Below are 12,517 nucleotides of genomic sequence, written 5' to 3'. Positions count from 1 at the left end.
CAACAAAACAGGCCTGAAGGCAAAGCTGCAATTCGCGGGGCCGTCGCATGGTCCACCCCTTTCGGCAAGCTCACAGGGGGAGCTTATCGCTTTTGCCGAAGGCTGAAATGCGACTAACGCCCGGCGGCGCACATTTTTTTGTTTGGGTCGCTGAGGTAATCCGGCCCCGCTCGCGCCCGGAGCCCTTATCGGCTTTGCACGAGGCGAACATCCGGATATTCGAACCCCGGACGAAACTGCCCGAGATATGGTGACGCCTCTGGAGGTGATCGGCGTCCCCGGATCGCGAACGTCCTCTGCCTTTCGCGCGCACGCCCGGACCCGCCCGACCTGATGAACATCGCTCCTGCCACAGATGAGTCGCTCGGCCGTTACCGGCCTTTCGTGCTGTTCTGGTTTGCCCGGGCGTCGGCCAGCTTTGCCCTGCAGATGCTGGTCGTCGCCGTAGGCTGGCAGGTCTACGACATGACCGGCCGCGCGCTCGATCTCGGCCTTGTCGGGCTCGCGCAATTCGTCCCGGCGTTCCTGCTGGTGCTGGTCGCCGGCGCGGTCGCGGACCGCTACGATCGCAGCAAGGTCGTGCGTCTCGCGCAGATGACCGAAGGCGCCGCCGCGCTCGTGCTGGCGATCGGTTCCTGGCAGGGCTTTCTCACGCGCGACCTCATCCTCGCGCTGGTCTTCGTGCTCGGCGCCGGCCGCGCCTTCGAGGCGCCGACCCTGCAGGCGCTGTTGCCGCGCCTCGTGCCGCTGCCGGTCCTCCCGCGCGCGGTCGCGGGTTCAGCCTCGGCGAACCAGGCGGCGACCATCGCGGGCCCCGCGGCCGGCGGGCTCCTTTATGTGTTGAGCCCGACGCTGGTCTATTCGCTGTGCGCCGTGCTGTTCTTCGGCGCCAGCATTCTGGTGGCCCTGATCCGGATCGAGCAGGTGGCGCCGAAGCGCGAGAAGGTCGATCTGTCCACGCTGTTCGCGGGCATCACGTTCATCCGCAACAACCCGCTGATCCTTGGCTCGACCTCACTCGACATGTTCGCTGTGCTGTTCGCCGGTGCGACCGCGCTGATGCCTGTCTATGCCAAGGACATTTTCCATGTCGGCCCCTGGGGGCTCGGCGTCATGCGCGCGATGCCGGCACTGGGCGCATTGTTGATGGCGGTCGCGCTGGCGCGCTGGCCACTCGTTCGCAATGCCGGGCGCAAGATGTACTTGGCAGTGGCATTGTTCGGCGTCGCGACCATCGTGTTCGCGCTGTCGTCATCTTTTCCGCTGTCGCTGTTCGCATTGTTCGCGCTCGGGGCGGGCGACATGGTGAGCGTGGTTGTGCGGCAGACGCTGGTGCAGGTTCAGACGCCGGACGACATGCTCGGGCGTGTGATCTCGGTCAACGCGCTGTTCGTCGGTACGTCGAACCAGCTCGGCGAGTTTCGGGCCGGCGTGTTCGCACATTTCGCCGGGACCGTGCCGGCGGTCGTGTTCGGCGGTGTCGCGACCTTGCTGATCGTCGCGGCGTGGACGAAGTTGTTTCCCGATCTTCTCAATGTACAGAGCCTGCAGAAGGAACCGCGATGACTGCAAATCCGGACACCACCGTGGATGTCGAAGTGCTGCGATCGAAGGCGGTATTGCCCGCCAATCTGCCGTTTCCGGACGGCGTGCGGGTCGGCAATTTCGTGATCCTGTCCGGGCAGATCGGTATCAAGCCGGGCACGCTCGAACTCGTGCCGGGCGGCATCGAGCCGGAGACGCGTCAGACATTCGAGAACCTGCGTCTCACGCTCGAGGCGCATGGCATGACCTTGTCCGACGTCGTGCGCGTGCAGGTGATGCTCGCCGACATGGCGGAATGGCAGCGCTTCAACGCGGTCTATCTGGAATTTTTCCCGGATGCGTCGCCGGCGCGTTGCGCGTTCGGTGCGACCGGACTTGCGTTCTCCGCCCGCGTCGAGATCGAGGCTTTCGCCGTCAGGCGGTGAGCTGCGCCTCGGCTGGCTCCTGCGCGAGCCAGCGATCGAGGAAATGCGAGAGCCAGTTCTGCATCGCGTAGTCGAAGACGAGGCGGTCCTCGAAATGCGCGGGTCGCTGCTTCGCGCCCGGCAATTCCATGCGATGTTGCCCGCGGATGGTCCAGCGACACATCATCGCGTGCGTCACCTCCGGATGAAACTGAATCGCGTAGGCATGATCGCCCTGCCGGAAGGCCTGAACCGGAAAGGTATCCCCCTCGGCGAGCAACGTCGTGCCGCGCGGCAATTCGAAACCCTCGCGGTGCCATTGGTAGACATGGTCCGGCCAGACCGCGCAGATTTCGCGCCCTTCGGCCGTCGGACGGATCGGGTAATAGCCGACCTCGACCTGGCCTTCGTCGTGAGGGTCGACCCGTGCGCCGAGATGGCGCGCCAGCATCTGCCCGCCGAGACAGATGCCGAGATACGGCTTGTTCTCCTTCAGCGGCACGCCAATCCAGTCGATCTCGCGCTTCACGAAGTCGATGTCGTCATTGGCGCTCTGCGGCCCGCCGAAAATGATCGCGCCGGCATGCTGCGCCATCGTGTCCGGCAGCGGATCTCCCAAAGCCGGACGGCGGATATCGAGCGGCACGCCGCGCTTGCGCAGGAATTGCCCGACGCGGCCTGGCGTGGAATTTTCCTGATGCAGAACGATGAGAACGGGTAGCGACATCGGACCTTGCTGGACGAAGCTCTTGCTGAATGAAGCTTCTGCGACTTCTCCAAAGCTATCGGGTCTGCGCGGCGAAACAAGCGCCGTCGGCCGAACAGCCGCTATGAGCCAAGGGCCTATCTCGCCAGTGCTATCTCCCCGGAGGGGCCCCGTTCGTCCCCGGGCCGTGCCGCTTTGCCACCTGCGGCAGCAGCGCCGCGTGCGGGACGAGCCCGATTCCGTAGACCAGCAGCTTGTTGAGGAAGCCCGGTACCACCAGCCGCTTTCCGGCAATCAGGCCGCGATAGGCATCCAGGGCCACCCGGTCGGCAAAGGTCGTCATGGGCGTCTCGACCACCGCATTTCCGGTACCGGCGACGGCCTGAAATTCCGTCGGCACCGGGCCCGGGCACAGCGTGGTGACGCGGATGCCGCGGCTGCGCCATTCCTCGTGCAATGCCTCGGTGAACGACACGACATAGGCCTTGGTCGCGTAATAGACCGCGTGCTTCGGTCCCGGCAGGAAACCCGCGACCGACGCGACATTCATCAGCCCGCCGCGATGACGCTCCATCGTGCCCACAAACCGTAGCGACAGATCGGTCAGCGCTCGCACGTTGAGGTCGATCATGTCGAGCTGCCGCTCACGCGGCTGTAACGCGGCGAGCCCGGCAAGGCCGAAACCCGCATTGTTGATCACGAATTGCGGCTCCAGCGCCTCGCGCTCGAGAGCGCTCTGGATGACATCGCCGGCATCCGGCTTCAGAAGATCGACAGTCAGCACCAGCGGCCGCGCGGCGGCATTGCTCGCCAGCTGGTCGGCCAGCAATTCCAGCCGCTCGGTGCGCCGGGCTGCAAGAACCAGACGATGACCGTGACGCGCAAACACCCGCGCAAGCTCCGCTCCTATGCCGGAGGAGGCGCCGGTGATAAGCGCGACGGGTTCAGGCATCGTCGCGCGACTTACTGGTCTCGGCGACCTCGCGGCGCAACTCCACGCGATCGCGCTGGGAAATCCCGAGCAGATCTGACGCGCGCCACACCACGTTGTCTTCGAATTCGTTCATGCGGCCATCAGCATAAACCATTTCCCACATCATCCGCACGATGCGCAGGCGCCCTTCCTCGTCGAGCGAGCGGTTGATCAGGCTGGTGAATCCGTAGAGATCGACTGCCTCGCGATCGGCCTCGGTCGCAGCCGTGATCAGCTCCGCGGCGGCGTCATCATCGAGTTCGAACTGACGCTTGAGCAACTCATGCAGCTTGTCCAGCTCGGCGCTCGTCTCCTTGCCGTCGATGGACATGACGTGGATGAGCAGAGCCGCAGCGGCCAGCCGGTAATCGTTCTCGCTGAAACGGTTCGCCGGCTTCTCGCCGATGCCGACGTCGTTCAGAAACTCCTTGAAAAGCTGAAGCATGGGACCTCGATCGTAGGTCCCTCGAATGTGGTTGCGGGACCGCGCCTTGTAAAGCGCATTGCGCATCATGACCAAATTGTCATGCTGTTCTCTATTGCGCACGGGCGGGGCGCAGAAAGCGCGCCATTTCGAGGCGGGACGGTGACGCTGGAAGGCTAGCGCACAGCCGCGCCTTCGCGCAGGCTTTCATCCAGCAGGTTCAGGTTGTTCTGGATATAGGGGTTGCTCGGGTCCTTGGCCTGCGCCGCCAGCAGGGTCCTGCGCGCGCGCTGCCGGTCTCCGCGCAGCAAATAGGAATAGCCCTGATTGTTCAGGATTTCCGGCGTCGGGCCGGCGAGGCGGATGGCTTGCGCATAGGCGCGGTCGGCGAGGTCGAAGCGGCGGAGCTTGTCGTAGCTGGCGGCCAGCCCGACCCATGCCTCGAGGTCCTTCGGTCCCTTCTCGACCGCCTTGCGGAAATGCTGCTCGGCGAGCCCGAAGCTGTTCTCGCGATAATGCTTCTTGCCCATTTCGAGGTCCCCCTTCGGGTCCTCGCCCATCAGGCCGGTCGAGCTGGGGGTGTCGTCCTTCATGCCGGCGACGGAGCCGGTATGTTCGCTCGTGGTCTCGCAGCCCCCCAGCATCAGGAGGGAAACGGCAGCAAGGATGAGACCGGGTCTGGGACCGACACGCATTCTACGCTCCAGGCGCGCCGGAACCCGGAAGGCCGTACGCACAGCCGGCAATACGCGCCAGCGTGCTGACGTTAACGAAGGCTGGTTAACATTGTATTCCCGTACGGCAATCCCGGACCGTCCCGCCCTACTGGAAGCCGCCGGTTGCGAGGCGCACCGCAACGGGCAACAGAATGACCACGAACAGCACCGGGAAGATGCAAACCATCATCGGCAGCGACAGCTTGGCCGGGAGGCTGTAGGCCTTCTCCTCGGCCCGCGACAGTCGCTTGTGACGCATGTCGTCGGAATAGACGCGCAGCGCTTCGGTGATGCTGGAACCGAGCTCCTCCGACTGCTGGATCAGCGTCGAGAAGGACCGCGCCTCTTCCAGTCCCAGACGATCGGCGAGATGTTCCAGTGCCTCGGTCATCGTCCGCCCGGCGCGGATTTCCAGATTGGCCATGTGAATGTTGGCGCAGAGAGAAGGATAGGAATCGGCAAGTTCGCGCCCGACGCGGTCGAGCGCCGCTTCCATGCTGAGACCGGCATCGGCGCAAACGACGAGCAGATCCATGAAGTCCGGAAAACCGGCCCGGTGTTCGTCGCGCCGGGCCGCGATCCGGCGGTCGAGATAGATGCTGGGCGCGACATAACCGATCATCCCGCCGGCGCCGACGATCATCCAGTACAGGGAGCTGCCTTGACCCGGCGCGAACACCATGGCGACGATGGCCAGACCGACGGCAAGCACGGCGCGGGCCAGAAAGAACACGACGACACCGCGCGGATCATAGACCCCGGCAAGCACCAGCCGCTTGCGCAGCACCTTCATGTCCTTGGAATCGGATGCGCCGTAATGCTTCTGTGCATAGTCGATGACGCGCTGGGCCGCCTTGAAACCGGCCTTCTGCGACTGCTGAAAGCTCGCGACCTCGGCGCTGAGCTTGTCGTTGATGCCGGCCGCACGGCGGCGCATCGCGCCATGGACGCGCACCATCGCCATCATCGCGAAGGTGAGGATCGCGGTCGCAAGGAAGACCATCAACGCCAGCAGCGTTGATTCCTGATCGCCGAACAGGGTGAAGTGGAAATCCATGCTCAGATCTTGAAATTGACCATGCGGTACATGATCAGGACACCCACGCTCATCCAGCCGCCCGCAGCGAGCAACGCGATCTTGGTCATGTCGTACTTCCAGACGCTGGAGTAGAAGTCGGGCGCAACCAGATTGATGATGCCGAACATCGCAATCGGAAGCGACGCGAGGATCATCGCAGACGCGCGGCCTTCGGATGCGAGCGCCCGCACCTTGCGCCGCATCTTGAAGCGCAGGCGGATCACCCCCGACAGGTTCTCGAGGATTTCGCTCAGGTTACCACCGGTCGATCCCTGGATCGCGACCGCAGTGACAAAGAGCGGGAGGTCATCCTGCCCGACGCGGAAATACAGGTTCCGCATCGCGGTCTCGAGATCGGCGCCGTAGGTCACCTCGTCGGCGACGATGCCGAACTCGGTTCCGCAGGGATCCGGCAATTCACGTCCGACCATGGTGATTGCGACCGGCACCGGATGTCCGGCGCGCAGACTGCGAACGATGATGTCGAGCGCATCGGGAAACTGCGCACCAAATTTTTTCTGGCGTCGGCCACGCAGAAACTTGAGACAGAGCAGCGGCGCGAGCGTGAGGAAAAACACGAATGTCAGCGCGGTGTAGAGCGTCTCGCCCTTGAGGACCTGCATGACCGCGGCCGCGGCGATCGCGACGACCGTGACGTACAGCGCGAGCTTGAGAATGCCCGCCTTCACGCCCGATTGCAGGATCAGCCGGTTGAGGAATTCGATTGGCAGCCGGTAATCGCCGCCCTTGGTGAGGCCGCGCTCCCGCTGCAACTGAGCAAGCACGCCTTCGCGGTCGGACTGATCCTTCAGGAGCTCGATGCGGCGGTTGATGCTCCTGCGATAGGATGCGCTGCGGAAAAACAGCAGATAGACCGCCTCGAAGACAAGGAACGCGGATATCCCGATGAAGGCGTAGAAGAGATATTCGGTATCGAAATCGAGCCAGGCCATCGCGCGTTCCTATTGCAGCGGCTGGCTCGGATCGAAATAGCTGCCCGGAATGCGGATGCCGCGCGCCGCCAGCTCGGCCAGAAAACGCGGACGCACGCCGGTCGCCTGGAAATGCCCGATCACGGTGCCGTCCTCGGCGGTGCCGGTGCGCACATACTTGTAGATTTCCTGCATCTGCACGATGTCGCCTTCCATGCCGGTGATCTCGGCAATCGACATCACGCGGCGTTTGCCGTCCGAGAGGCGTGACAGCTGAACGATCATACGAACGGCGGCGGCAATCTGCCCGCGGATTGACGCGATGGTCATTGGCAGCCCGGCCATACCGACGAGCTGTTCGAGACGAGAGATCGCTTCACGCGGGTTGTTGGCGTGGATGGTCGCCATCGAGCCTTCATGGCCGGTATTCATCGCCTGAAGCATGTCGAAGGCTTCCTCGCCGCGGCACTCGCCGAGGATGATGCGTTCAGGACGCATGCGAAGCGCGTTCTTGACCAGCTCGCGCTGGCGGATTTCGCCCTTGCCTTCGATGTTCGGAGGCCGGGTTTCCATGCGCGCGACATGCGGCTGCTGCAGCTGAAGCTCGGCTGCGTCCTCGATGGTGATGAGGCGTTCCTTGTCGGAGATGAAAGCGGAGAGCGCGTTCAGCATCGTGGTTTTTCCGGACCCGGTGCCGCCGGAAATGATGGTGGTGATGCGCGACTTCACCGCGGCCGCCAGCAACTCGGCCATCTGCGGCTTCAGCGCGTCGATCTCCACGAGCTTGTTCAGGTTGAACGGTTTCTTGGAGAATTTACGGATCGAGACGAGCGGCCCGTCGACGCCGACCGGACGCACGGCCACGTTGACACGCGAACCGTCAAGCAGGCGCGCGTCGCAAAGCGGATGCATTTCGTCGACGCGTCGTCCGACAGCCGACACGATCTTGTTGATGATACGCAGGAGATGCGCCTCGTCCTTGAACCGGCAGGCGATCGGCTCCAGCAGGCCGCCACGCTCGACATAGGTGCATTCGTGGCCATTGATCAGGATGTCGCTGATGCTCGGGTCCTTGAGCAACGGTTCGAGCGGCCCGAGGCCGGTCATCTCGTCGAGAATTTCTGTGACGAATGAGTTCAGTTCCTGGGTGTTCAGCGCAAGACGCTCGCTCACCACATATTGTGCGACCAACCCCTGGATATGCTCGCGCATCTGGTCTTCAGGCAGCTTTTCGAGCGCCTGCAGATTGACCTCTTCCAGCAGGCGGCGATGCAGCCGCACCTTGGCGTCGAGCAACTTGTCGGAATGCAACGGGTTCGACGGCGCCGCCGCCTGAGCGGGCGGCGGTGGAGCAGGCGGCGCTACCGGCGCGGGGGCAGGTTCGGGCTCGGCAAACACCGTCCATGACGGCGCGTCCGGCGCAGGAGCAGGATGCGGCACCGGGGCCGCAGCCGACTGCGATGCGAGGTTTCGACGGGCAGTGAAGCGGCCGGCCATGATCGTCTCGTTTACTCCGGGACCATTGCGTCAGCGTGCGAGCGAGAGGCTGAATTTCTTCTGCTCGGCGGCAGGCGCCTTCCCGGCAGCCCTGGCCGCCTGCGGCGCGACCAGCCTGCGCAGTTCCTGCGTGATGTTGTTCCCGCGCTTGACCTCCTCGAGCGGCACACCACGGTCGATCGCTTCGCGCACGAGGCGGTAATTGTTCGGAATCGCCCCCGCGAAATCGTCGCCGATCGCCTGTTCGATGTCGCTTCTCTTCAGGCCAGGAGCGAACAGGCGCTGCTCGAAGCGGTTGATGATGACCTGCGGCTGCGGCCCGTCGGGCATCCGCACGCGGATCGCCGCGAGGATATGCTTGGTGTTCTTGAGACTCGGCACCGTCATTTCGCTGATGATGAAAACGCGGTTCGACCCGAGCAGGACATCATCGGTCCAGGCAAACCAGGTTCGCGGCATGTCGATCACGACATAGTCGAAATGCGCCGAGACGAGATCGAGAAGCTTGGTCACGACGTCCGGATCGAACGAACGCATCTCCGCGGGGTGCGGAGGCGCAGCGACCACGGCGAGCCCGGAGGGGTGATAGGTCGTCATCACCTCAAGCAATTGCCGGTCAAGACGATCCGGCCGCGGCTCGATCTCGGTCAGATCGAGGCGCGGTTCGAGATCGAGATAATCGGCGCAGGATCCGTGCTGGAGATTGAGATCGACGAGGCAGGTCGACGCACGGCCGCGCGGACCGCCCGACAGCAGCAGCATCGCTGTCTGGATCGAGAGCGTCGTGACGCCGGCGCCGCCGACGGCGGGGATGAAGGTGAAGATCTCGGCGTCGGCGCCCTCGCTCGCGGCCGGTTTGACGGCGCGTGCGCAGGTCCGGATCAGTTCGACCGGGGAGACCGGCTTTACGAGAAAGTCGGCGATCTTCATCCGGATCAGCGTGCGGGCGAAATTGGCGTCGAAATTCTGCGCCACCACGACGATCGGCGGCAGGCCGCCGGTCCGCATCGCGAGCCGTTCGAGGGCCGCCATCTCATCGGCACGGGAGGCGTCGAGGTCGACCACGATCACGGTCGCCCCGTGCGGGTCGATCTGTTCGCCCATATCCGCCACGGTCCCCGTCACCATGACCAGCCCGATCTGCGGGCTGTTGCTGAAGGCCTGGCGCACCTCCTGTTCGAAATGCACGTCGGGAGTCAGCACGACCACGCTGGTCGCGCTGCTCGTCGGGGTGTTTCGGGTCATACGCATGGCGAGGATCTGGACTTCTGCGAGTGTTACGGTTGCGGCTGCGCCTTCTGTGGACCGGCCCACGGCGACGGCGCCGAGCCCTGCGGAGGCGGCGGCGGCCCTCCCCGACTGACGGAGACGCCCCTGATCTGCTCGGTCGTCAGATCGGGGGGCGGCTGCGGCTGGCTGCCAGAATCTGATGTCAGCGGGCTCATCGGCCGGATCACGTTGTGCGTGCGATAGCGCTCGACCGCGCCCTGCATGCGCTCGCCGTTGAACGCAATGTTGCGATTGGCGGCATAGGGCGGCCAGGGATCGACCATCATCGTGGCGCGGTTGACCGCTTGCGCATCGCCTGCATAGGGCACGACCGTCTCGCGCCGATCGAAATAGATGTCCGAGCAACCGGACACGGCGCAGGACACCGCGAGCGCGGTCAGCGCGAGCGCCGTCGCCTTAATATTTGACGGACAGGACATGACCCACCTCTTTGGGAGCGGCGGCAGCGACCGGCCGCGGCTGCACGTTCAGCATGTGACCCGTATAGGCACGCACGACACCGTCCTGCAGCTTCTCAACCGCACGCGGTATTTCCGGCTTGCCCATCAGGAAGAAGTCGGCATCGTTCGGCGGCAATGTGCTGTCGAGCGGCGTCGCGATCCTGTCGCCGGGACGCGCGGGGCGCACGAGGCGCGGCGTCACGATGATGGCAAGGTCGGTCTCTTTCTTCTTGTACGCAGCCGAGCGGAACAGCGCGCCGAGGATCGGCACGTCACCGATCCAGGGCAATTGCTCCTGAGCCGTTTCGCCCTGGCTTTGCAGCAGTCCGCCGATCACGAAGCTCTGGCCGTCGCGCAGTTCGACCGTGGTCGAGGCGCGCCGCACGATCAGCGGCGGCACGGATACGCCAGCGACCGTCACCGGGTTTGACGTATCGAGCTGGCTGACTTCCGGCTCGATCTTGAGATTGATCAATCCGTCGGCCAGCACAGTCGGCGTGAAGGCGAGGCCGACACCGTATTTCTTGTAGGTGATCGCCACCGAGCCGAGCCCCTGCGGCACCGGCACCGGAAATTCGCCACCTGCGAGGAAGCTTGCCGTATCGCCGGACAGGGCGGTCAGGTTCGGTTCGGCGAGCGAGCGCGCCATGCCCTTGGCTTCAAGCGCATTGATCAGCACGTCGACCGAGAGGCCGTTCGTGATCAGCTTGCCGATCAGAAAGCCGAACGGTGCGGCGCCGGACAGCACGCCCGCAGCAACGATCTGCGAGATCGGCAGCTGGCCACCTTGAACGTTTGCACCACCAGCCGTGACGCCCGGTTGCTTCCACGCGTCGGCGCCCGGCGTTGCATTGGTCTGCGTAATCGGCAAGCGGTTTGCAGACTGCAGCGAACCGATATTGCCCATGAATTTGCCGTTGCTGGACGTCGGATTCCACTGGATGCCCAGTTCGCGACCGGCCTGACGATTGGCTTCGATGAACCGCACCTCCAGCATGACCTGCTGCGGCGACAGAACCGTCATCGTGTTGATGATATCCGGGCCGAACTGGCGCGCGAGCTGTACGGCCTTGTCGACCGTGGTCGCATCATGAACCGCGCCGGACAGCATGATCCGGCCATTGACCGAGGTCGCCCGGATTCGCGATCCCGGGAAGTGACGATCGAGTGTCGCCTGCAGCAGCGACGTATCGTACGTCACTTCGATGTCGAACACGCCGACGAGCTTCTTGCCCTCGGCATAGGCGGACACGCGCGTCGTGCCGCTCTTGCGGCCGAGGATCGAGAGCGTGCGATCCGTGAGCGGCGACACGTCGGCGATCTCCGGATCGGCAACCACGAGCTCGACGAAGCTCGCATCGGTCCGCACATCTTCCGTCTTGCCGATCTGGACGCCGACCGTTGCGGTGCGCTTGGCTGCAAGCATCTGCACCATCCGCTGGGCCGAAGCGATGCCAAGGCCCGGCAATGTCGGCTCCGCCAGAACGACCGCGAGGCCGACTGCCAGGGCCCTGAATGCCACCGAACGCCGCGCACCGGCCTTCAGCGTCTTGGCTGCCTGCCTTTTCGAGACGGCAGTCATTTCAGTCCTGTTCTTCACAACACACTCCCCAACCCCGACAAGGTCCCCGTTATTGTCCCCGCGCTTTCGTCCCCCCGGACGCCAGCTGGGAATTTCCTGTGCCTTCGACTGGCACCTCGTAGCTTTGTCTTTGCCCGCCACGCTGAACCGACACGCTGGTCGTGCTCGTGGATTTCTCCGGCGACATGCGCTCGGGCTTGCTCAAGTCATCGAGCGTCACGCGACGCGTGGGCTCTGCGCTGACTTCACCGGCCTTGCGCAGCAGAAGCGACAAGCTGCCGACCGATGCGGCGAGCCAGATCTTCTGCGCGCCGACGGTGTCGACTTCGAGCGTTACGGCCTTTGCGACGGCGGCCTTGCTGGCGCGGTCATCCGCGCTCTGATCGACAGCGAGGACGCGCGCATTCTGAAGAACGACTTCGGTCGTCGCGTTGCCCTTTTCCAGCTGCCTCGTCAGCACGACGTCGACGCGGTCGCCCGGCAGCACAAAGCCGCCGACGCCTTCCACGTCATTGACGCGCACAGAGACCGCCTTCATGCCGTCTCCGACGATCGCCGACAGCGTCGCGCGCTGTCCGGGGCCGGTCATCTTGACCGACAGCACAGGTTCATTCGGCTCGACAGGCGACAGAACGATCCTTTTGCCGGCCGACAGAAGTTCACCAATGTTCTTGTACGAACCTTGCGGCATCGCCTCGGCGGACCAAGGCACCTCGCGCAAATGCTCGCGCGCAAGTTCGAGGCCGAACGGCAGCCGCTGCGCAGCGACAACAATGGTATTGGTGGCGACAGGCTTCTTCTGCGCTTCCAGACTGCGCAAGCGGCGCTCGGCCTGACCATTCAGCCAGGCCTGCGCAATGAAGACCGCGAGCAGTCCGAAGACCACTGCAAACGCGACCATCACGATTGTGGACTTGCGCACGACGACCT

General features: G+C 64.2%; 13 protein-coding genes. 2 read left to right on the top strand and 11 right to left on the bottom strand.

All coding sequences use genetic code 11. The features are described 5' to 3' along the window. Positions 1–333: 333 nt before the first annotated feature. Entirely contained in the window at positions 334–1,566 is a 1,233-nt protein-coding gene (locus VNZ93_RS10550; RefSeq protein WP_325704027.1) for an MFS transporter, read from the top strand. Further along, positions 1,563–1,970 carry a RidA family protein gene (locus VNZ93_RS10545; protein WP_325704024.1) on the top strand — a complete coding sequence of 136 codons (408 nt, stop codon included), beginning with the start codon at positions 1,563–1,565 and terminating at the stop codon, positions 1,968–1,970. Before VNZ93_RS10550 ends, VNZ93_RS10545 begins: the two co-directional genes overlap by 4 nt. Here the strand turns inward: VNZ93_RS10545 and VNZ93_RS10540 are convergent. The 11 genes from VNZ93_RS10540 to cpaB all read right to left on the bottom strand — a co-directional run. Next, the gene (locus VNZ93_RS10540) at positions 1,960–2,676 is read right to left on the bottom strand and encodes a glutamine amidotransferase (RefSeq protein ID WP_325704021.1); all 717 of its coding nucleotides are present in this window, start codon (positions 2,674–2,676) and stop codon (positions 1,960–1,962) included. The two genes, VNZ93_RS10545 and VNZ93_RS10540, sit on opposite strands and share 11 nt — an antisense overlap. 130 nt (positions 2,677–2,806) lie before the next feature. Then, entirely contained in the window at positions 2,807–3,607 is an 801-nt protein-coding gene (locus tag VNZ93_RS10535) for an SDR family oxidoreductase (protein ID WP_325704018.1), read from the bottom strand. Then, on the bottom strand, positions 3,600–4,073 hold the full coding sequence (locus VNZ93_RS10530; RefSeq protein ID WP_325704015.1) for a TerB family tellurite resistance protein: 474 nt from the start codon (positions 4,071–4,073) through the stop codon (positions 3,600–3,602). The genes VNZ93_RS10535 and VNZ93_RS10530 overlap by 8 nt, the downstream gene beginning before the upstream one ends. A gap of 155 nt (positions 4,074–4,228) precedes the next feature. Further along, positions 4,229–4,747, bottom strand: a complete 519-nt coding sequence (locus VNZ93_RS10525; protein WP_325704012.1) for a tetratricopeptide repeat protein — start codon at positions 4,745–4,747, stop codon at positions 4,229–4,231. 127 nt (positions 4,748–4,874) lie between these two features. Continuing rightward, on the bottom strand, positions 4,875–5,825 hold the full coding sequence (locus VNZ93_RS10520) for a type II secretion system F family protein (protein WP_325704009.1): 951 nt from the start codon (positions 5,823–5,825) through the stop codon (positions 4,875–4,877). A 2-nt stretch (positions 5,826–5,827) separates the two neighbouring features. Then, positions 5,828–6,799 carry a type II secretion system F family protein gene (locus VNZ93_RS10515; RefSeq protein WP_325704006.1) on the bottom strand — a complete coding sequence of 324 codons (972 nt, stop codon included), beginning with the start codon at positions 6,797–6,799 and terminating at the stop codon, positions 5,828–5,830. Between the two features lie 9 nt (positions 6,800–6,808). After that, positions 6,809–8,275, bottom strand: a complete 1,467-nt coding sequence (locus VNZ93_RS10510; RefSeq protein ID WP_325704003.1) for a CpaF family protein — start codon at positions 8,273–8,275, stop codon at positions 6,809–6,811. 30 nt (positions 8,276–8,305) lie between these two features. Beyond that, on the bottom strand, positions 8,306–9,526 hold the full coding sequence (locus VNZ93_RS10505; RefSeq protein WP_325704000.1) for a response regulator receiver protein: 1,221 nt from the start codon (positions 9,524–9,526) through the stop codon (positions 8,306–8,308). A gap of 26 nt (positions 9,527–9,552) precedes the next feature. Then, entirely contained in the window at positions 9,553–9,984 is a 432-nt protein-coding gene (locus VNZ93_RS10500; RefSeq protein WP_325703997.1) for a hypothetical protein, read from the bottom strand. After that, on the bottom strand, positions 9,962–11,605 hold the full coding sequence (locus VNZ93_RS10495; RefSeq protein ID WP_325703994.1) for a type II and III secretion system protein family protein: 1,644 nt from the start codon (positions 11,603–11,605) through the stop codon (positions 9,962–9,964). The genes VNZ93_RS10500 and VNZ93_RS10495 overlap by 23 nt, the downstream gene beginning before the upstream one ends. Before the next feature lie 31 nt (positions 11,606–11,636). Further along, positions 11,637–12,517 (bottom strand): Flp pilus assembly protein CpaB (gene cpaB / locus VNZ93_RS10490; RefSeq protein ID WP_325703991.1); only part of this gene is annotated, 881 nt, incomplete at its 5' end.

Origin of the sequence: Pseudorhodoplanes sp., assembly GCF_035565795.1 — a bacterium.
Classification (GTDB): Bacteria; Pseudomonadota; Alphaproteobacteria; order Rhizobiales; family Xanthobacteraceae; genus Pseudorhodoplanes.
Note: the sequence above shows the minus strand (reverse complement) of the source record. Positions and strands in the feature narration are given on the sequence as shown.

What these genes read in the sequence shown, in the direction of transcription:
- VNZ93_RS10535 (WP_325704018.1), bottom strand. Translation starts at nt 3,607, where the DNA reads ATGCCTGAACCCGTCGCGCTTATCACCGGCGCCTCCTCCGGCATAGGA.
- VNZ93_RS10550 (WP_325704027.1), top strand. Translation starts at nt 334, where the DNA reads ATGAACATCGCTCCTGCCACAGATGAGTCGCTCGGCCGTTACCGGCCT.
- VNZ93_RS10500 (WP_325703997.1), bottom strand. Translation starts at nt 9,984, where the DNA reads ATGTCCTGTCCGTCAAATATTAAGGCGACGGCGCTCGCGCTGACCGCG.
- VNZ93_RS10515 (WP_325704006.1), bottom strand. Translation starts at nt 6,799, where the DNA reads ATGGCCTGGCTCGATTTCGATACCGAATATCTCTTCTACGCCTTCATC.
- VNZ93_RS10530 (WP_325704015.1), bottom strand. Translation starts at nt 4,073, where the DNA reads ATGCTTCAGCTTTTCAAGGAGTTTCTGAACGACGTCGGCATCGGCGAG.
- VNZ93_RS10525 (WP_325704012.1), bottom strand. Translation starts at nt 4,747, where the DNA reads ATGCGTGTCGGTCCCAGACCCGGTCTCATCCTTGCTGCCGTTTCCCTC.
- VNZ93_RS10545 (WP_325704024.1), top strand. Translation starts at nt 1,563, where the DNA reads ATGACTGCAAATCCGGACACCACCGTGGATGTCGAAGTGCTGCGATCG.
- VNZ93_RS10520 (WP_325704009.1), bottom strand. Translation starts at nt 5,825, where the DNA reads ATGGATTTCCACTTCACCCTGTTCGGCGATCAGGAATCAACGCTGCTG.
- VNZ93_RS10505 (WP_325704000.1), bottom strand. Translation starts at nt 9,526, where the DNA reads ATGCGTATGACCCGAAACACCCCGACGAGCAGCGCGACCAGCGTGGTC.
- VNZ93_RS10510 (WP_325704003.1), bottom strand. Translation starts at nt 8,275, where the DNA reads ATGGCCGGCCGCTTCACTGCCCGTCGAAACCTCGCATCGCAGTCGGCT.
- VNZ93_RS10540 (WP_325704021.1), bottom strand. Translation starts at nt 2,676, where the DNA reads ATGTCGCTACCCGTTCTCATCGTTCTGCATCAGGAAAATTCCACGCCA.